Below are 18982 nucleotides of genomic sequence, written 5' to 3' on the forward strand. Positions count from 1 at the left end.
TCGGCCCAGCGGCGGGATCGGCCCTAGCGGCGCAGCATGCGGGTGAGGTCGTGCGCGGCCTGGAGGAGGACGGCCCCCAGCTCGCGCCGGCGGTCCTCGCCGAAGCGCTGCTCGATGCCGGTGAGGCTCAGCGCCCACGCGGGCCGGTCCTGGCCGTCGAAGACCGCCGCCCCCATGCCCCAGCTGCCGGGCACGATCAGGCCCGGGTTGACTGCGTAGCCCTCGCCGCGGGTCGCGGCCACCCGCTCCCTCACCCGGTCGGCGCGGTGCTGCTCGCCGTACGACGCCGCCAGGTCGGTGCGGGCGAGGAAGTCGTCGACCTCGGGGTCGGGCAGGTAGGCCAGCACCGCCATCCCGGCCGACGCCACGCCCAGCGGGAAGCGGGTCCCCTCGGCGAGCACGTGGGAGCGGATCGGGAAGCTGCCGTCCTCGCGGACCAGGCAGATCGTCTCGTCGCCGCGGCGGGCGGAGAAGAACGCGCTCTCGGCCGTGGCCACCGCCAGCCTGCGGACGACCGGCTGCGCGAGCGCCGTGACGTCGTAGCGGGCGGAGGCCGCCGCGCCGAGGAGGTAGAGCTCGGGCCCGAGCAGCCACCGCCCGGTCGCCTCGTCGCGCTCGAGCAGGCCCTCGGCCTGCAGGGAGGCGAGCAGCCGGTGCGCCGTGGGGCGGGCCAGCGAGGTGGCCCGGGCGAGCGCCGAGGTCGACGCGCCGTCGGGCTCACGGGCCGAGACCGCGCGCAGCAGGGCGCCGGCGCGGCCCACGACGTCGACCGGGGCGTTCACTGGATGGACGCTACCGGAGGCGGTGGTCCACTGTGCGAGTGATGCGCGTCTGGTGGGTGGCCACCCGTTGACGGGCGGGACCCGGATGGATTGGATCGGCCCATGGACAAAGTGGTCACCTCCGCGGCCGAGGCCGTGGCCGACATCCCCTCCGGGGCGACGCTCTCGGTGGGCGGGTTCGGACTCTGCGGGATCCCGTCCGTGCTCATCGACGCGCTGCTCAGCGCCGGCGTCGACGAGCTCGAGGCGGTGTCCAACAACTGCGGCGTCGACGACTGGGGCCTGGGCCGGCTCCTCGCCGAGCGTCGGATCCGGCGGATGATCTCCTCCTACGTCGGGGAGAACAAGGAGTTCGCGCGCCAGTACCTCTCGGGCGAGCTCGAGGTCGAGCTCACCCCGCAGGGCACGCTCGCGGAGCGGATGCGTGCCGGCGGCTCCGGCATCCCGGCGTTCTTCACCGCCACCGGGTCGGGCACGCAGGTCGCCGACGGCGGCCTGCCGTGGCGCTACGACGACGCCGGCAACGTCGTCGTCTCCTCGCCGCCCAAGCAGATCCAGACGTTCGAGACCGCCGAGGGTCCGCGCGAGTTCGTGCTGGAGCACGCGATCGTGGCCGACTTCGGCCTGGTGCGCGCCTGGAAGGGCGACCGCCACGGCAACCTCGTCTACCGCGACTCCGCCCGCAACTTCAACCCGCTCGCGGCGATGTGCGGACGCGTCACCATCGCGGAGGTCGAGGAGCTCGTGGAGCCCGGCGAGATCGACCCCAACCACGTGCACACCCCCGGGGTCTTCGTGCAGCGCGTCGTCGCGCTGACGCCCGATCAGGCCGCCGACAAGCGGATCGAGAAGCGCACCGTGCGCACCCGAGCGGCAGGAGCCGGAGCATGAGCTGGACCCGCGAGGAGATGGCCGCGCGCGCGGCCTCCGAGCTGACCGACGGCTCCTACGTCAACCTCGGGATCGGCCTGCCGACCCTGGTGCCCAACTACGTCGACGACGACGTGGAGCTCGTGCTCCAGTCGGAGAACGGCATCCTCGGCGTGGGCGCCTACCCCTGGGAGGGCGAGGAGGACGCCGACCTCATCAACGCCGGCAAGGAGACCGTCACGCTGCGGCGCGGCGCGAGCTTCTTCGACTCCGCCACGTCGTTCGGCATGATCCGCGGCGGCAAGATCGACGCCGCGATCCTCGGCGCGATGCAGGTCTCGGCCCGCGGCGACATCGCCAACTGGATGATCCCGGGCAAGATGGTCAAGGGCATGGGCGGCGCGATGGACCTGGTCCACGGCGCCAAGCGGGTGATCGTCCTGATGGAGCACGTCGCCAAGGACGGCACCTACAAGATCGTCGAGGAGTGCTCGCTGCCCTACACCGGCCGCGGCGTCGTCCAGCGGATCATCACCGACCTGTGCGTCATCGACGTGACCCCGGAAGGCCTGAGGCTCGTCGAGCTGGCTCCCGGTGTCACCGAGGACGAGGTCCGCGAGAAGACCGAGCCCGCGCTGCTGTAGCACGGCGGCTTCCCGGCGGATGGGGGGACAGTCCGCCGATGTCACGTAGCGGACGGGCTGTCTCGTCACCAGGGCATGGACACCACGACGCACACGGCGGCAGCGGGAGTGCTCACGGCAGCGGCGGTCTACGTCGGCGCGTGGGCCTCGCTGGCACCCCGCTCCTTCTACGACGACTTCCCCGGGCTGAACCGGATGTGGGTCGGGGGCGACGGGCCCTACAACGAGCACCTCGTCCGCGACGTGGGCGGGCTGTACCTCGCGCTCGCGGCGGCCGGCCTCCTCGGTCTGCTCTGGGGCGGGTCCCACGTGACGACGCTGCTCGGCGCCGCCTGGACGGTGTTCTCCGTGCCGCACCTGGGCTACCACGGCCACCACCTCGCCGAGATGGACACCCTGGACGCCGTCGGCAACGTCGTGACGCTGGGTGGGACGCTGGTCCTGGCACTGCTCCTGCTCGTGCCGGCGCGGAAGGAGGCGCAGCGATGAGGATCGCCGTGGCCGGTGGCACCGGCGTCGTCGGCCGCCACGTCGTCGAGGTGGCCCGCGAGCGCGGGCACGACGTGGTCGTGCTGTCGCGCTCGGAGGGCGTCGACCTGACCACCGGCGCCGGGCTGGCCGAGCGGCTGGCTCGCGTCGACGCCGTCATCGACACCGCCAACCAGGCGGCGCAGAAGCGGGTGGACTCCGAGGCGTTCTTCGGCGGCGTGACCCGCACCCTCCTGGACGCCGAGGCGGCCGCCGGCGTGCGCCACCACGTCGTGCTCTCGATCGTGGGGATCGACGACGTCGACTCTGGCTACTACGCCGGCAAGCGACTGCAGGAGCGCCTCGTCGCCGAGGGGCCGGTGCCGTGGAGCGTGCTCCGCGCGACCCAGTTCCACGAGTTCGCCGAGCAGGCGCTCCACTTCATGCGGGTCGGGCCGTTCTCGCTGGTGCCGCGGATGCTCAGCCAGCCGGTCGCGGCTCGCGAGGTGGCCGAGGCGCTGATGGCCCTGGCCGAGGGCGAGCCGGCCGGCCGGGCTCCCGAGCTCGCCGGCCCCGAGCGGCTCCAGGTGGTCGACCTCGCCCGCCGGGTCGCGCGCGGGCGACGCGTCGTCCCGGTGCGGGTGCCGGGCGCCGCCGGGAGGGCGATGCGCTCCGGCGCGCTGCTGCCCCAGTCCGACGGCCCCCGCGGCACCCTGACCTTCGACGCGTGGCTGGCCGGCCGGTGACCGACCTCCTCGCGGCGGCGTACGACGCCGAGCGGCCCCGGCTGGTCCGCGTCGCCTACGCCATCCTCGGCAGCCACGCCGAGGCCGAGGACGTGGTCGCGGACTGCTGGCTGCGGCTGGTCGGCGCCGACGAGCGCGAGTCGGTGCGCGACGTCGCTGCGTGGGCGACGGTGACCGTCGCTCGAGCGGCGCTCGACGTGCTCCGCTCCGCGCGCGTGCGCCGGGAGTCGTACGTCGGTCCGTGGCTCCCCGAGCCCGTCGTCGTCGTCCCCGATGCCGCCGACCGGGTCAGCCTGGACGACTCGGTGCGCTACGCGCTGCTGGTCGCGCTGGAGCGGCTGACACCCGCGGAGCGGACCGCGTGGGTGCTGCACGACATCTTCGAGATGCCCTTCGACGAGGTCGCCGAGGCCGTCGGGCGTACGCCGGTCGCAGTGCGCCAGCTGGCCCGCAGGGCGCGGCAGCACGTCGCCGACGGCACACCCCGGGTCGCGGTCGACGCCGGCACCCACGACCGCGTGGTCGGGGCCTTCCTCGGCGCGGCCGCCGGGGGAGACCTGGCCGGGCTGGTCCGCCTGCTCGACCCGTCCGTCGTGCTCACCAGCGACGGCGGCGGGGTCGTCAACGCCGCGCGCCGGCCGGTGCTCGGTCCCGACCGCGTGGCCCGGTTCTTCGCCGGCGTCGCCCGCAAGGAGGGTCAGGTGGAGATCGTCGAGATCAACGGCCGTACCGGCCTGACCTTCCGCGTCGGCGGCCGGCTGCACTCGGTCGTGTCGTTCACCGTCGACGGCGAGCAGATCACCCGCATCGACATGGTTCTCGCGCCCGACAAGCTGGCCGGGGTGCCGTCCGCGCCGACCGCCTGAGGGTCGCGGCCGCAGGTCAGCTCCCGACGAACGTGCACAGGTCGTCGCCGCCCCTGTGAACGCGGTCGCGTCAGCAGACCTTGGCAGTTGCGCCAGGCTGGCTGGCGACCACCCAGGAGTTCTCGTTCTTCGTCCACTGGAAGCTCACGGAGTAAGGGCCCACGCCGACGCCGTTGATCCCTGTCTCGTCCCACGAGTGACCGAACTTGGCGAAGCCGTACACGGTCTTGCACTTGCCCGACTTCTTGAAGCTGATCACCTGCTGCCCTCGAGCAGAGTTGATGGCTACGCCAATCCCGGAGCCGTCGCATCCCGTCCGCGTGGCCTTGTCCTGGAACCGGTAGCCCACTCCCGATGCGTTGGCGTCGGCGGCGTTGGCAACGGTCCACGACTTGCCGCCGGAGTACATCACGGTCAGCGAGTAGCCCGTCAGCAGCAGCCCCTTGTTGAAGCTCGTCCCGAAACCGTCGTTGCCGCCGAGATTCCTCCACCCGCACGTGGAGGACATGCCGTCGTTCTTGTACGACTCGTTGACCCACTTCCACTTGCTGATCGCGTAGTAGCGCGCCGCTTGGCGGTCCCAGTAGATGCTCGGCGGAGTCACCTTGACCGCTGAGTTCGAGCTCCTGAGATGCGCGCCTCGGTCGCCGGCGGTCCCGTGGTCGATACGGACAAGACAGAGCTTCGAGGCGAGTGACCTGTCGATGGCCCGCTCCGAGAATCCGCGGGCGGTCAAGCGCGCCACGAGGCCATCGACGACCGTGGCCCCCCTCGTGGCGGGAGGCGAGTCGCAGGCGCCACGCGCACTGTCGGGCGCTGCCGAGTGCGCCGGCACGGCCACCAGAGTCATCGCTACGCAGCTAGCAGTCGCGGCGGCAGCCTGAACAAGCTTGAGGCAGATACGCATGTGCATCCTTCCGAGAGAGGACACGTCATGGGTCCCGTCGGGGCGACCCTGGGGCGCGGCACTGGAACGGCAGTCTTGGTCGGGGGGTCCCAGCGTGTCAAGCATCCGAGCCAGGCCGCTCAGCCCTTCGGAGGCTGGGCCCGCGCGGTGGCGCCGCCGCGCTCGACCCAGGCCAGGAGCTCGGCCTCGGGGCCCAGCACCTCGGGGCCGACTCGGAGCCAGGCCGCGCCGACCGCCTGAGGGTCGCGGCCGCAGGTCAGCTCCCGACGGTGGCGTCCTCGTTGCGGGTGCTGATGAAGAGGTCGGTCGTCAGCTGGATGTGAGCCGTGATCAGGCGGTCGCAGGCGTCGGCGTCGCGGGCGACGGCCGCCTCGGCGATCATCCGGTGCTCGCCCTCGACGTCGCGGGGAGAGCTCACCTCGCCGGCGCGCGACCAGCAGCGGTAGACGTCGAAGATCGAGCGGAGCTTGGCGGCCACGTCGGTGAGGTAGGGGTTGCCGCAGCCCTGGAGCAGGACCAGGTGGAAGCGGTCATGCAGGGTCATCCACTCCTGGTTGAGGTCGCCGTCGACGTAGCGCGGTGTGCGTGCCAGCGCGTGGTGCGCGGCGACGACGTCGGACTCCCAGGAGACGTCCCCGACGCCGGTCGCCTGGCGCAGGACCATGGTCTCGATCGCGATCCGGGCGCGGGTGAGCTGCTCGAGGTCCTCCACCGAGACCGACACGACGCGGTAGCCGAGCTGGGACTCCGAGGTGGCCAGCCCCTGCTCGACGAGGCGGGGCAGCACCTCGCGCAGCACGCCGGTGCTGACCTGGTAGCGCTCACCGAGGTCGGCGAAGCCGAGCTTGGACCCGGGCTCGACGTGGCCGTTGAGGATGTCGTTGCGCAGTCGCAGCATCGTCGCATCCGCGCGGGTGAGGCCGGTGGTCCGAGGCATACGAGCATTCAAACGGTTTGCGGCAAACGGGTCAAGTTTCGAAATTCTCTTGACATGTCCTAACGCCTGGGTGTTTCGTGATCGGCGTCACTCCGATGGCCGCCGACGACCGGGGCCAGTGGCACCGACGACCAGGAGGGCCCATGCGCCTCGCATCCAAGCTCGGCCGAGCAGTGTTGGTCTCCCCCGACGGGGAGCGCTGCATCGACGTCGCCAAGGCCAGCTCCGGCCGTTTCGGGCCGGCGGCCCTGACGGCGTACGACGAGTGGGACGCGTTCACCGCGTGGGCCGCGAACGCCGCGCTCGACTACGCCACCGACGGGGAGCCGCTCCTGCTGGAGGAGGTCGAGGCGCCCTCGCCGACGCCGCGCCAGGTCTTCGCCATCGGCCTCAACTACCGCTCGCACGCCGACGAGTCGGGCTTCGCCTACCCCGAGGAGCCGCCGACGTTCACCAAGTTCGTGTCCAGCTTCAGCGGCCCCGTCACCGAGCTGCGCCTGCCCAACGACACCGTCGACTGGGAGGTCGAGCTGGTCGCCGTGATCGGGCGTACGGCGCAGGGCGTCGCGGCGGCCGACGCCTGGGACCACGTCGCGGGCCTCACCGTCGGCCAGGACTTCTCCGAGCGCACGCTCCAGCTCACCGGCCCGGCGCCGCAGTTCTCGCTCGGCAAGTCCTACCCCGGCTTCGCGCCCCAGGGTCCGTGGCTGGTCACGCCCGACGAGCTGGACGACCCCACGGACCTCGAGCTCACGTGCACCCTCAACGGCGAGCAGGTCCAGGGCGGCAGCACCGAGCAGATGATCTTCTCCGTCGCCGAGCTGGTCCACCGGCTCTCGGCCGTGACGACCCTGATGCCCGGCGACGTCATCTTCACCGGCACGCCGGCGGGCGTCGGCGGTGGCCGGACCCCGAAGTGGTTCCTCAAGCCCGGGGACGTCGTCGTCTCGACGATCGAGGGCATCGGCAGCCTCTCCCAGACCTGCGTCTCGGCCTGAGGAGGGCGCGACATGCCACTGCACCGTCTGACCAGCATCACCATCGGCGTGCCCGACGTGGAGGAGACGGCGGCCTACTACGAGGACTTCGGGCTCCTGCGCACCCCCGGTGGCGGGTTCGCGACCGCCGACGGTGGCGAGCAGATGCGCCTGACCCACTCGCCCCAGCGACGGCTGCTCGAGGTGGGCGTCGGCGTCGACGACCGCGACGACCTCGACCGCGTCGTGCGCCAGCTCGGCGCGCTGGACCTCGAGGTCGACGACCAGGGCGACCGCGTGGTCACCCGCGAGCCCATCGCCGGCATCGTCGCCACGGTCTCGATCGCCGAGCACCTGGCGCAGGCCAGCGAGCCCACGCCGTACAACTACCCGGGCAACCAGGAGCGGTCCGACGGTCGGGCCCCGGGCCTCGACCGGGAGGGCCCCGTCCGTCCGCGCAAGCTGGGACACCTGGTGATCGGCTCGACCGACGCGGACGCCACCCAGAAGTTCTTCACCGACGGTCTCGGCTTCAAGATCTCCGACGAGGTGCGCGGGCTGGCGGCGTTCATGCGCTGCACGACCGACCACCACAACGTGCTGGTCCAGAAGGCGCCGATCAACTACCTCCACCACACGTCCTGGCAGGTCGACGACGTGGACGAGATCGGCCGCGGCGCGATGGCGATGCTCGAGAAGGACCCCGGCCGTCACGTCTGGGGCCTGGGCCGCCACTACGTCGGCTCCAACTTCTTCTGGTACCTCAAGGACCCGGCCGGCAACTTCTCGGAGTACTACTCCGACCTCGACTGCATCGTCGACGACGAGCTGTGGGAGCCCGGCGTCTACGAGGGCGCCCGCGGCCTCTACGCGTGGGGCCCTCCGCCCCCGCCCTCCTTCCTGGCGCCCGAGGACCTCGGCGCGCTGATGACCGGCACCCACGCCTCCCGCTGACGGCTCGACAGGAGCGCTCATGAACGGCGTCATCACCGTGGCCCCCACCGGGCCCATCGCCACCACGGCGGACAACCCCCACGTCCCCACGCAGCCCGAGGAGATCGCGGCGGCCGTCGAGTCCGCCTACCACCAGGGCGCGGCAGTCGCCCACCTGCACTTCCGCGACGCCGAGCAGCGACCGACGGCCGACCTCGACATCGCCCGCCGTACGGTCGATCTGGTCCGGGAGCGCTGCCCGATCCTGATCCAGGTCAGCACCGGCGTCGGGCCTGCCGCCCCCTTCGAGGAGCGCGCCAGACTGGTCGAGCTGGCCCCCGAGATGGCCACGCTCAACCCGTGCTCGATGTCCTTCGGCCGGGTCACCTTCGACAACCCGCCCGAGGGCGTCGACCGTCTCGCGGCCCGGATGATGGAGCTGGGCGTCCAGCCGGAGCTCGAGCTCTACGACACCGGTCACCTCGACGCCGCGCTGCGGTTGCGCGACCGCGGCCTGATCCCCGAGCGGCTCCAGGTCAGCCTGGTGCTGGGCGTGATGGGCGGCATGGCGCCCACCGCCGCCAACCTGGTGATGATGCTCGACCGGCTGCCCGAGGGCACGGTCTGGCAGGTGGTGGCCATCGGCCGCGCCAACCTGATGCTCAGCGCCATGGCGGCCGCCCTGGGCGGCAACGTCCGGGCGGGCATGGAGGACACGCTCTACCTCCGCAAGGGCGAGCAGGTCCCCTCCAACGACGCCCTCGTCTCCCGAGCCGCCGGCCTCCTCGCCGCCGTGGACCGGGGCGTGGCCACGGTGGACGAGACGCGGCACCTCATCCTCGGTGAGGGCTGAGCCGTGAGCGCTCCCGTCACCCTGCGAGGGGTCAGCAAGCACTTCGGCGGCGTCCGCGCCGTCCACGACGTCGACCTCGAGGTCGCCGCCGGCTCCGCGGTCGCGGTCATCGGACCCAACGGGGCCGGCAAGAGCACGATCCTCAAGCTGATCAGCGGCACCCACCGCCCCACCACCGGTGAGATCACCGTCGGCGAGCACCGCGTCGACCGGCTGCCGGGATGGGCGCTGGCCCGCCGTGGTGTCGGTGTCGCCAGCCAGATCCCGCGACCGTTCCGCGACCTGACGGTCCGGCAGAACGTCTCGGTGGCGACCCAGGCGGCCCGGCGTGGCGCCGACGTGGACGAGGTGCTCGCCCGCACCGGCCTGACCCGTCACGCCGCCCGTCCCGCCGGCTCCCTCGGGGTGCTGGACCTCAAGCGGCTCGAGGTGGCGCGTGCGCTCGGCTGCGCGCCGGACGTCGTCCTGCTCGACGAGATCGCGGCCGGGCTCGTGGGAAGGGAGCTCGACGAGGCCATCGAGCTGGTCCGCAGCGTCCACGCGAGCGGCATCACGACGATCCTCGTGGAGCACGTCGAGGCCGTGGTGCGTTCCCTCGCGGAGCGCGTCGTCGTCATGAACTGGGGCGAGGTCCTGGCCGACGGCACGCCGGCCGAGATCGCCGCCGACGAGCGGGTCCGCGAGATCTACCTCGGCGAGGCGGCTCCGGCCGCCGCCGCGGCTCGCGCCGACGACCGGCCGGCCGCCCCGCCGCTCCTCAGCGTCAGCGGACTGCGCGCGGGCTACGGACGCCAGGCCGCGCTGCACGGCGTGGACCTGGAGATCGGCGAGGGCGAGGTGATCGCGGTCCTGGGCGCCAACGGCGCCGGCAAGAGCACGCTCTGCGCGGCGATCAGCGGCGTCGTGCCCGCCTTCGGCGGCTCCATCCGGATGGCCGGCACCGAGCTCGTCGACGCCCCCTCCTACCGGCGCAACCGCGCGGGGATCGCGCACTGCATGGAGGGCCGCCGCCTCTTCGTGGACCTCACCGTCCGCGAGAACCTCGTGCTGGGGGCACCCTCCTCGCTGCCCCTCGTGGAGGTGCAGAGCCGGATCGACGCCCTCGTGGAGACCTTCCCGCCGGTCGGCGACAAGCTCGCCTCCCTGGCCGGGTCGCTCAGCGGCGGCCAGCAGCAGATGGTCGCCGTGGCGCGGGCCCTGATGTCGGGTCCCCGCCTGCTCGTCTGCGACGAGGTGTCGCTCGGTCTCGCGCCCAAGGTCGTCGACGAGCTGTACGCCGCGCTCCGCGACGTGCACGCGCTCGGCACCGCCATCCTCCTCGTCGAGCAGAACGTCTCGCGCTGCCTCGACCTCGCGGACCGCGCCTACGTGCTCAACCGCGGCCGCATCAGCTTCTCGGGAGACCCCCACCATCTCGGCGACCAGAACGCCCTCGACGCGGCGTACTTCGGCACCAGCGAGGACGTCCCGTCCGAGCTCCAACAAGGAAGTGTCTGACATGCGCGGAACCACCTCACGGACCACCCGACGCACCACCCGACAGGCCTCCCTGGTGGCCCTCACGCTGGGAGCCGCGATGACGCTGGCCTCCTGTGGGGACCCCGCGGGCTCGGCCGCCGACAGCGACGGGCCGATCGTCATCGGCACCTCGCTGTCCATGACCGGCGCCTTCGGTGGCATCGGCCAGCTGCAGAAGGCCGGCTACGACCTCGCGGTCCAGACCCTCAACGACGCCGGCGGGGTCGACGTCGACGGCACCAAGCGCGAGGTCGAGCTGGTCGTCAAGGACAACCAGAGCGACCCCAACCTGGCCGGGCAGCAGGCCCGCGAGCTGGTGCTGAAGGACGAGGTGACCGCCCTGCTCGGCCCCTGCACGCCGCCGATCACGATCCCCGTGGTGCAGGTGGCCGAGGCGCAGAAGGTCCCGATGATCACCACCTGCAACCCGACGGGTGCGTTCACGTCGTTCTCGGAGACCGGCGTGAAGTACAGCTGGGACATGTTCTTCAGTGAGGAGGACCAGGCCGCCACGGTCTACGGGGCCTTCGACGAGATCGAGAGCAACAAGAAGGTCGCGCTCTTCACCGACACCGAGCCCGACGGCGTGATCGAGCGCAAGCTCTACCAGAAGGCTGCCGAGGCGGCCGGCTACGACGTCGTCGGGGACTACACCTTCTCGGTCGGCACCACGGACTTCTCCAGCTTCATCGAGGACGCCAAGGACAAGGGCGCCCAGCTCGTCGTCTCCCAGATGATCCCGCCCGACGGCATCGCCCTGTGGAAGCAGATGAAGGCGCTGCAGCTCGAGCCCGTCGCGGCGTTCTCGGCCAAGGCCGCGACCGCCGGCACCTGGTGGGAGGCCCTGGGCGACACCGCCGAGGGCACCCTGACCGAGGGCTTCTGGGCCCCGTCGGAGGGGGGCGTCATGACCGACGAGATCGAGAAGGCCTTCGGTGCCAGCATGCCGACGCTGCCGGACCGCGGCATCGCCGTCGCGTCGCTCTCGGCCGCCTACGTGCTGCTCCAGGCGATCGGCGAGGCCGAGGACGCCTCGTCCGACGCCATCAACGACGCCATCGAGGCCATCGACATCGAGACCCCCATCGGCCAGGTGGCCTTCGGGGACGACCACACCGTCGCCACCGACTACCTCGTGCTGCAGTGGGCCGACGGCGACGCCGCGCAGGTCTTCCCGGCGAGCGACACCCCCGTGTCGGCGCCGGCCGCCGGGCTGCGGTGATCGCATGGATCCCGTGAGCGCACTCGTCCAAGGCCTCCTCATCGGTGGGCTGTACGCCGTCACCGGGCTCGGGCTGACGCTCGTGTTCGGCGTGCTCCGCATGGTCAACCTCGCCCACGGCGAGATGGTGCTGCTCGGCTCCTACCTGTCCTTCGTGGTGTGCGACGTCACCGGGCTGGACCCTCTGCTGACCCTGCCCGTCGTCGCCCTCGGGGGCGCCGTCGGCGGGTGGGCGCTGCACCGCTTCCTGCTGGCGCGGGTCGGCGAGTTCGGGCCGGACCAGCTGCTCGTGGCGACGTTCGGGATCTCGCTGCTGCTCCAGGCGGTCTTCGCGCAGAGCTACGGCTACGACCCGCGGTCGCTCCCGGCGTCCTACTCGGACGCGGGCCTCACCCTCCTGGGGGTGCGGGTCCAGGCCGCCTACGTCGTGGTGCTCGCCGTCGCGGCGGCGGTCACCGCCGCCGTGTGGTGGGCGCTCGAGCGCACGCGCTGGGGAGCCATGGTGCGGGCCTCCGGGAAGGACCCGGTCGTCGCGGGCGCCGTCGGGATCGACGTGCGCCGGCTGCAGGCGGTGGTGTTCGGGGCAGCCACCGGCCTGGCCGCCGTCGGCGGGGTGATGGTGGGCCTGGTCGCCAGCTTCACCCCCGTCAGCGGTCCCTCCTACCTGGTCTTCGGCTTCGCCGTGGTGGTCCTCGGAGGCATCGGGAGCGTCTCGGGCACCTTCGTCGCGGCCATGGCGATCGGTGTCGTGCAGACGGTCAGCACCCAGCTCTTCGGCGGTGGCTACCGCGACTTCATCATCTACGCCGCGTTCCTGCTCGTCCTCGCGCTGCGCCCGCAGGGCCTGTCCCGCAGGGCGGTGGCGGCATGAGCGCGCGCCGCGGGATGGTGGCCGCGCTCGTCCTGGTCGTGGTGCTCGGCGCGCTGGCGGCCGGCGCTACCAACCTGGCGCGCTACACGCTGGACGTCGGCACCACGCTGCTCGTGCTCATCGCGGTCGCGCAGGCGTGGAACCTGCTCGCCGGCTTCTCCCGCCAGTTCTCGCTGGGCGTGAGCGCCTTCGTCGGCACCGGCGCGTACGCCGCGACGCTGGTCATGATCCACCTCGGCAGCGGCCCGCTGACGGCCGTGCTGTGCGGCGCCGTGGCGTCCGCGGTGCTCGCCGTGTGCCTCTCGCCGGCCCTGCTGCGGCTGCGCGGTGACTACCTCACGATCGGCACCCTCGCGGCCGCGCTGGCCGTGCAGGCGTGGGCGGTCAACGCCTCGTCGGTCGGCGGGTCGTCCGGGCTGAACGTCCCGCTCGAGGTCATCCCCGACAACGTCACTCTCTTCCGGCTCGCGGTCCTCGTCGTGCTCGCGTGCTCGCTGGCGACCCTGTGGTTCATGAGCTCGTCGGTGGGCCTGCGGATGTCGGCCGTCGGCCAGGACCCTGACGCCGCGGTCACTCTCGGCGTCAACGTGTGGCGGCTGCGCCTGCTCGCACTGGTGGTCAGCTCGGCGCTGACCGGGGCCGCCGGCTCGGTGGTCGCGCTGCAGCAGGTCCACGTCGAGCCGATCGGCACGCTCGGGCTGACCTGGACGATCGACGCGATCCTGATGACGGTGGTGGGCGGCGCGGGCACGCTGGTCGGCCCGGCGCTCGGCGCGGTCATCATCCACCTCGGGCTCACCCGTCAGCTCGGCGAGAACCCGGTCCTCGGCCTGGTCCTCGAAGGCCTGCTGCTGATCCTGGTGATCCGCTTCGTGCCCCGCGGCATCTGGCCTACCGTCCGTGACGGGGTGGTCCGGCTCGTCCGTCGGCCGCCCCCGCCGCCGCCACCGGCGGAGGTCGAGCCCGTGCCCGTCGAGCCGCGACGCGAACGCGTCTCGTGACCGCCGTACCGTGCGCCGCCGCGCCCCCCACCAGGAGGATCCCATGAGCACCATCCACGATGTCGTCGTCGTCGGCGCCGGGCCCGTCGGCCTCATGACGGCGCAGCTGCTCGGGCGCGCCGGCCACGACGTGGTCGTGCTCGAGCGGTGGCCGGTCGCCTACCCGCGGCCCCGGGCCGTGCACTTCGACCACGAGATCGGCCGCCTCCTCCAGGACGCCGGCGTGGCCGAGGAGGTGGCGGCCACCGTGGAGCCGGTCCGCGACCTGTACGAGTGGCGCGCCGCCGACGGCCGGCCGCTGGTGAAGATCGACTGGTCCATGAACGGGCCGAGCGGCTGGCCCATCGCCAACTTCTTCACCCAGCCCGAGCTGGAGCGCGTGCTGGCCGAGGCCGTCGCCGGCCAGCCGACCGTCGAGCTGCGACGCGGCGCCGAGGTCGTCGGCATCGCCGAGCACGACGACCACGTCGAGGTCAGCGTCGCCGACGGAGCGCCGGTCCGCGCGCGCTACGTCGTCGGGTGCGACGGCGCCAACTCGTTCGTCCGCGAGCACATGAGCACGGGCACGACCGACCTCGGCTTCTACTTCGACTGGCTGATCGTCGACACGATCCCCACCGACGACCGCGAGTGGTCGCCCATGAACTGGCAGCTCTGCGACCCCGCCCGGCCGACGACGATCGTGTCGGGTGGCCCGGGCCGCCGGCGCTGGGAGTTCATGCGGCTGCCGCACGAGGACCCGCAGGCGATGAACAGCGCCGAGACGGCCTGGAGCCTGCTCGGCCCGTGGGGCCGCACCCCCGACAACACGATCCTCGAGCGGCACGCCGTCTACACCTTCCAGGCGCGGTGGGCCGACGAGTGGCGCGAGGGCCGGCTGCTGCTCGCCGGGGACGCCGCGCACCTGATGCCGCCGTTCGCCGGTCAGGGCATGTGCTCGGGGCTGCGCGACGCCGCCAACCTCACCTGGAAGCTCAGCCGGGTGCTGTCGGGCACCACCTCCGACGAGCTCCTCGACACCTACGCCCCCGAGCGCAAGGAGCACCTCCAGCACGCCATCTCGATCTCGGTCGCGCTGGGCCGGATCATCTGCGTCCTTGACCCCGAGGAGGCCCGCGAGCGCGACGAGCGGATGGTGGCCGGCGGGGCCGACCCGGCTGTCGTCATGCCGCCGTTGCCCCCCGAGCGCCTCGGCCCCGGCTGCTGGGACGACGAGCTCACCCCGGAGGCGCTGCGCGGCACGCTCACGCCCCAGTTCACCGTTGAGCGCGACGGCGCTCGCGGCCGGTTCGACGACCTCGTCGGGAGCGGGCTGACCCTGGTCGGCCACCGCACCGACCCGAGGCTCGGACTGGACCCGGCGCAGCAGGCCCACCTGGACGCGCTCGGGGTGACCTGCGTCGTCATCGACGCCGCCGAGGCGCCGGCCGGCCCGACGGTCGCGGTGCGGTCCACGGACGAGTCGCCGGCGGCGTACTTCGGTCTGCACGGGGTCACGGCGCTGCTGGTGCGCCCGGACTTCTACCTCTACGGCGCCGCGGCGTCGAGCGAGGAGATGGGCACACTCGTCGAGCGGCTCACCGCGCAGGTGCTCGTGGAGGGCCAGCTCGTGTGACCTCCACGCTCGGCGGGCCGAGCCCGTCCCGCGCCGACGAGGACCGGCACGACTGGGGCATGCTCGCGCTGGCGTGGCTGCTCTACTTCTCCTTCACCTTCACCGTCGCCTCCCTGTTCCCGATCGTCGGCAGGGTCCGCGAGGACCTGGGCCTCTCGTACGCCGCGATCGGGGTGGTCCTGGGCGGCTGGCAGCTGGTCTACCTGGTGGCGGCCATCCCGGTCGGGATGCTGGTCGACCGCGTCCAGCCCAAGCCGGTGCTCTTCGTCGGCACGCTGCTCGTCGCCGCCTCCCAGCTGTGCCGCAGCTACGCCGACGGCTTCCTCACTCTGTTCCTCTCGGTCGCGCTGCTGGGCCTCGGCGGGCCTGTCATGTCGGTGGGCCTGCCCAAGGTCGTCTCCGAGTGGTTCGCCGGGCGACACCGCCCTCTGGCCGCGGGCATCTACGTCACGGGGGCCCAGATGGGCCACCTGGTCGCGTTGGCCGGCACCAGCCTGGTCGTGGTGCTGGTGGGGGACTGGCGCGTCACGCTCCGGATCTACGCCGCGGTGGTGGTGGTGATCGCGCTGGTGTGGCTGGTCCTCTCCAAGGCCAGCGACCGCACCGGGGCCGAGCCGCCGACTGCCGTCCTGGGCGGCCTGCGCCACGTCGTGCGGATCCCCGCGGTGTGGCTGATCGTGGTCGTGGGGTTCTCGGGGTTCCTGGCCAGCCACGGCTACCGGTCGTGGCTCCCGGAGATGATGGGCAGCAAGGGCATGTCGGCCACCACCGCGGGCCTCGTCGCGGCCGTCCCCGCCCTCTGCGGGCTGTTCGGGAGCATCCTGATCGTCAGGTTCGGCTCCCGGCGCGACCGCCGGTCGACCGTCGTGTGCCTGCTCGCGGTCGTCGGGGCGGCCATGCTCGTCGCGGCGTGGGCGACCGGACCGCTGCTCCTCGTCGCCGTCGCGGCGGAGGGCTTCTGCGCGGCCGCCCTGATGCCGACGATGATGAACGCGCTCATGGACCTGCGCGAGGTCGGTGCGGGACACATGGGCGCCGCCGCCGGCCTCTACTTCACCGTCGGGGAGATGGGCGGCTTCGCCGGGCCGGCGGTCATCGGCGCGATGGTCTCGCTCACCGGCTCGTTCCTGGCGGGGATCCTGGTCCTCTCGCTGGTGATGTGGGCGATGATCGTGCCCGCGTGGCGGCTGCCTGCCTGACCTCAGCCCTTCGGCGGCTGGACCCGCGCGGCGGCGACGCCGCGCTCGACCCAGACTCGGAGCTCGGCCTCGGGGCCCAGCACCTGGGGGCCGACCCGGAGCCAGGGACAGTGTGGCGCGCGGCGCCGACGAGCTGCGAACGTGCTGGAGGAGAACCTGCCGTTCTGGTAGGAGTGCCTCATGAGCCTCGCGACGTACCAGGCGCTGTGCATCGACGCCGTCGACGCAGCACGGATGAGCCACTTCTGGGCCGGCGTGCTCGGCCGCGAGCGCCACGAGCGCGACGACGACACAAGCCCGGTGCGTCTGTCCGGCCCCACCGACCGGCACACGGTCTGGGTCAACCAGGTGCCGCAGCCCGTGACGGTCAAGCAGCGTGTCCACCTCGACGTGCACGCCGGCGGCGTCGACGACGTGCTGGCGCTCGGCGCGACGCCGCGGGACCTGGAGACGTTCGCCTGGAAGGTGCTGGCCGACCCCGAGGGCGGGGAGCTGTGCGTCTTCGAGCGTGAGCCGGTGCCGGCCGAGCGTCTCTACGAGGTCGACGTGGACAGCGTCGAGCCCGAGCGCATCGCCACCTGGTGGGCCGACGTGCTCGGCTCCACGCCGCAGGTGGACGCGGACGAGGGCTGGGTGAGCGTGCCGGTGCCCGCGGCGCCGTTCGCGAGCCTGGTCTTCGCGGCCGTGCCGGAGCCGAAGACGGTCAAGAACCGCATCCACTGGGACCTCGACACGACCGACGTCGGCCTCCTGGTGGGGGCCGGCGCCACGGTCCTGCGCGAGCCCGACGACGACATCTCCTGGACGATCCTCGCCGACCCCGAGGGCAACGAGTTCGTCGCGTTCACGGAGGACTGACGTGGCCGCGCCCGAGGTGGAGGAGCTCCTGGTCCCCGACGCCGGTGCCTGGCGGGCGTGGCTGGAGTCGCACCACGGGGACGCCCCGGGGGTCTGGCTGGTCCTGGACAAGAAGGGCGACACCGTGACCGCCCTGACCTACGCGCAGGCGGTCGAGGAGGCGCTCTGCTTCGGTTGGATCGACGGCCAGGCACGGCGCCGCGAGGAGGGTGGGACGTTCATCCGGATGACCCCGCGCCGGGCCCGCAGCAACTGGTCGGTGAGCAACGTCGAGCGGGTCGAGCGGCTCGACGCGGAGGGCCGGATGCACGCCGCGGGCTGGGCGGCCGTCGAGGTCGCCAGGGCCAACGGCAGCTGGGACGCCGCCGTCGCCGCGCGCGACGCGCGCTGAGAAGACCCGTCTCAGGCGGCCTCTCGCGCCCGGGCCGCGACGAGCACGGTCGGCAGCAGCGAGTCGGCGATGACCGCGTAGCCCGCGCTCGACGGGTGGAAGCGGTCGGCGGAGAAGAGCGTGCGGTCGACGGCGAAGGCCCGCGACGCCCGCTGGTCCTCGTCGGCGACCCGACCCTGCTCACGTCGTACGGCGCTCGCCTGGCGGGTCCGGAGCTCCTCGCCGGCGGCGCGCACGGCGTCGCGCAGGAACGCCGGCACGTGGGGTACGGCGCTGAGGTCCGGGGCCGGCGCCACGACGACCTCGGCACCCGCCGCGCGCAGCCGCCGCACGGCCTGCGCGAGCGCCTCGACCGCCCCGTCGAGCGGCTCCAGGTGGGTCAGGTCGTTGGCCCCGATCACCACGACCGCCAGGTCCGGACCCCAGGGCAGGCAGGAGGCCACCTGGGCAGCCAGGCCGGAGCTGCGCGCGCCGGGGACCGCGAAGACGCGCGAGGTGACGTCGTACCCGTGCGTCGTCAGGCCCTCGACGAGGCGCGGTCCGAGCCGGTCCCGCTCGCGGGCGGCGCCCTGCCCCCACGCGATCGAGTCCCCGAGGACGGCCAGCTTGATGCTCATGCCACCAGGAGACCAGACGCCTGGTGACGGTCGAGGCCGTGCCGCGGGCACGGTCAGGAGATGAGGGCGCCGATGGCGAAGAGTGCCACGACTCCTCCGGCGAGACCTGCGGCCGGCCAGACCCACGACACCCGGCGACGGCGGTCGTGGTCGCGCGCGGCCAGCGCGAACAGCAGGCCCGGGATGCCGAAGATGAGCCAGACCGCCGCGAAGTTGAACCAGCCCACGGCGCTCATGTTGCCCAGCCCGCGGTCTGGCGCGTCGAGGAGACCGGTCAGCACGGCGGACTTCACGACCGCCTCCGCTGCCGGGTAGACCAGCTGCGCGGCGGCGCAGCCCCACAGGGCCATCGACAGCAGGCGGGCAGGGATCCGACGTCCCCACCGCTGCACCGCCGCGAGCGCGACGAGGATGGTCAGGACCCGGAGCACGGTGGCTCCGGCCACGATCCACCCGGTCTCGTCCACCGGGGCGCCGCGCACCAGGTGGTCGAGCACCCAGGCGCCGGTGACGACGAGGCAGAACAGGCCGACGGACCACGCGATCGCCACGGACGGCCAACGGCGCAGCCGAGTCTCGGTCGGCTGCGCCGCCAGAGCTCGCCCGGTGGCTGTCTCGGGGCTGGTGGTCCGGGTGTGTGCCATGGGTCGACGCTAGGGGCGCTCGCGGCGTACGCGCATCGGGGCTGGTCCCCGAGGAAACCCCCA

22 protein-coding genes are annotated in these 18982 nt (G+C 72.8%); 16 read left to right on the plus strand and 6 right to left on the minus strand.

Going from position 1 to position 18982, the window contains the following annotated elements:
• Positions 1-23 precede the first annotated feature (23 nt).
• Positions 24-782: an IclR family transcriptional regulator gene (locus E4622_RS14980; RefSeq protein WP_134741025.1), complete on the minus strand. Its 759-nt coding sequence runs from the start codon at positions 780-782 to the stop codon at positions 24-26.
• Positions 783-884: 102 nt separating this feature from the next.
• On the opposite strand from E4622_RS14980, the gene E4622_RS14985 reads away from it, so the two are divergent.
• From E4622_RS14985 to sigJ, 5 genes are all read left to right on the plus strand, one after another.
• Positions 885-1673, plus strand: coding sequence for a CoA transferase subunit A (locus E4622_RS14985; protein WP_134741026.1), 789 nt, complete (start codon positions 885-887; stop codon positions 1671-1673).
• Entirely contained in the window at positions 1670-2296 is a 627-nt protein-coding gene (locus E4622_RS14990) for a CoA transferase subunit B (protein ID WP_134741027.1), read from the plus strand. Before E4622_RS14985 ends, E4622_RS14990 begins: the two co-directional genes overlap by 4 nt.
• A 75-nt stretch (positions 2297-2371) precedes the next feature.
• Positions 2372-2785, plus strand: a complete 414-nt coding sequence (locus tag E4622_RS14995) for a hypothetical protein (protein WP_134741028.1) — start codon at positions 2372-2374, stop codon at positions 2783-2785.
• Positions 2782-3510: an NAD(P)H-binding protein gene (locus E4622_RS15000; RefSeq protein ID WP_134741029.1), complete on the plus strand. Its 729-nt coding sequence runs from the start codon at positions 2782-2784 to the stop codon at positions 3508-3510. The genes E4622_RS14995 and E4622_RS15000 overlap by 4 nt, the downstream gene beginning before the upstream one ends.
• Positions 3492-4376: an RNA polymerase sigma factor SigJ gene (gene sigJ, locus E4622_RS15005; RefSeq protein ID WP_134741030.1), complete on the plus strand. Its 885-nt coding sequence runs from the start codon at positions 3492-3494 to the stop codon at positions 4374-4376. The genes E4622_RS15000 and sigJ overlap by 19 nt, the downstream gene beginning before the upstream one ends.
• A gap of 70 nt (positions 4377-4446) precedes the next feature.
• On the opposite strand, the gene E4622_RS15010 is transcribed toward sigJ, so the two are convergent.
• Together E4622_RS15010 and E4622_RS15015 are read right to left on the minus strand one after the other, a co-directional pair.
• Positions 4447-4980 (minus strand): hypothetical protein, encoded by a 534-nt coding sequence (locus E4622_RS15010; protein WP_134741031.1) that lies wholly within the window; start codon positions 4978-4980, stop codon positions 4447-4449.
• Positions 4981-5539: 559 nt separating this feature from the next.
• Positions 5540-6220, minus strand: a complete 681-nt coding sequence (locus E4622_RS15015) for a GntR family transcriptional regulator (protein WP_134741032.1) — start codon at positions 6218-6220, stop codon at positions 5540-5542.
• A 143-nt stretch (positions 6221-6363) separates the two neighbouring features.
• Here E4622_RS15015 and E4622_RS15020 point away from each other — a divergent pair, with 143 nt between their 5' ends.
• From E4622_RS15020 to E4622_RS15060, 9 genes are read left to right on the plus strand one after another with little or no spacing between them, the layout of a single operon-like run.
• The gene (locus E4622_RS15020; protein WP_134741033.1) at positions 6364-7218 is read left to right on the plus strand and encodes a fumarylacetoacetate hydrolase family protein; all 855 of its coding nucleotides are present in this window, start codon (positions 6364-6366) and stop codon (positions 7216-7218) included.
• A gap of 12 nt (positions 7219-7230) precedes the next feature.
• Positions 7231-8151, plus strand: coding sequence for a VOC family protein (locus E4622_RS15025; RefSeq protein WP_134741034.1), 921 nt, complete (start codon positions 7231-7233; stop codon positions 8149-8151).
• A 19-nt stretch (positions 8152-8170) separates the two neighbouring features.
• Positions 8171-8983 carry a 3-keto-5-aminohexanoate cleavage protein gene (locus tag E4622_RS15030; protein WP_134741035.1) on the plus strand — a complete coding sequence of 271 codons (813 nt, stop codon included), beginning with the start codon at positions 8171-8173 and terminating at the stop codon, positions 8981-8983.
• A gap of 3 nt (positions 8984-8986) precedes the next feature.
• A complete protein-coding gene (locus E4622_RS15035) occupies positions 8987-10480 on the plus strand; it encodes an ATP-binding cassette domain-containing protein (protein WP_134741036.1) in 1494 nt (497 codons plus the stop codon).
• Position 10481: 1 nt separating this feature from the next.
• The gene (locus tag E4622_RS15040) at positions 10482-11723 is read left to right on the plus strand and encodes an ABC transporter substrate-binding protein (RefSeq protein ID WP_134741037.1); all 1242 of its coding nucleotides are present in this window, start codon (positions 10482-10484) and stop codon (positions 11721-11723) included.
• Positions 11724-11736: 13 nt separating this feature from the next.
• Positions 11737-12594: a branched-chain amino acid ABC transporter permease gene (locus E4622_RS15045; RefSeq protein ID WP_167736104.1), complete on the plus strand. Its 858-nt coding sequence runs from the start codon at positions 11737-11739 to the stop codon at positions 12592-12594.
• Complete coding sequence (locus tag E4622_RS15050) at positions 12591-13595, plus strand: branched-chain amino acid ABC transporter permease (RefSeq protein ID WP_134741039.1); 1005 nt, start codon at positions 12591-12593, stop codon at positions 13593-13595. Before E4622_RS15045 ends, E4622_RS15050 begins: the two co-directional genes overlap by 4 nt.
• Positions 13596-13638: 43 nt before the next feature.
• Positions 13639-15210 (plus strand): bifunctional 3-(3-hydroxy-phenyl)propionate/3-hydroxycinnamic acid hydroxylase, encoded by a 1572-nt coding sequence (locus tag E4622_RS15055; RefSeq protein WP_134741040.1) that lies wholly within the window; start codon positions 13639-13641, stop codon positions 15208-15210.
• On the plus strand, positions 15207-16409 hold the full coding sequence (locus tag E4622_RS15060) for an MFS transporter (RefSeq protein ID WP_134741041.1): 1203 nt from the start codon (positions 15207-15209) through the stop codon (positions 16407-16409). Before E4622_RS15055 ends, E4622_RS15060 begins: the two co-directional genes overlap by 4 nt.
• A 2-nt stretch (positions 16410-16411) precedes the next feature.
• Here E4622_RS15060 and E4622_RS15065 read toward each other — a convergent pair whose 3' ends face one another.
• Positions 16412-16591, minus strand: coding sequence for a hypothetical protein (locus E4622_RS15065; protein ID WP_134741042.1), 180 nt, complete (start codon positions 16589-16591; stop codon positions 16412-16414).
• Between E4622_RS15065 and E4622_RS15070 the strand changes: the two genes are divergently transcribed.
• Positions 16590-17267, plus strand: a complete 678-nt coding sequence (locus E4622_RS15070) for a VOC family protein (RefSeq protein ID WP_134741043.1) — start codon at positions 16590-16592, stop codon at positions 17265-17267. The two genes, E4622_RS15065 and E4622_RS15070, sit on opposite strands and share 2 nt — an antisense overlap.
• Before the next feature lies 1 nt (position 17268).
• Positions 17269-17658: a hypothetical protein gene (locus tag E4622_RS15075; RefSeq protein ID WP_209021962.1), complete on the plus strand. Its 390-nt coding sequence runs from the start codon at positions 17269-17271 to the stop codon at positions 17656-17658.
• Between the two features lie 11 nt (positions 17659-17669).
• On the opposite strand, the gene E4622_RS15080 is transcribed toward E4622_RS15075, so the two are convergent.
• Both E4622_RS15080 and E4622_RS15085 read right to left on the minus strand, forming a co-directional pair.
• A complete protein-coding gene (locus E4622_RS15080) occupies positions 17670-18275 on the minus strand; it encodes an SGNH/GDSL hydrolase family protein (protein ID WP_134741044.1) in 606 nt (201 codons plus the stop codon).
• A gap of 53 nt (positions 18276-18328) precedes the next feature.
• Positions 18329-18919, minus strand: coding sequence for a hypothetical protein (locus E4622_RS15085; protein WP_134741045.1), 591 nt, complete (start codon positions 18917-18919; stop codon positions 18329-18331).
• Between the last annotated feature and the right edge of the window lie 63 nt (positions 18920-18982).

The organism is Nocardioides sp. 503 (assembly GCF_004522095.1).
Classification (GTDB): Bacteria; Actinomycetota; Actinomycetes; order Propionibacteriales; family Nocardioidaceae; genus Nocardioides.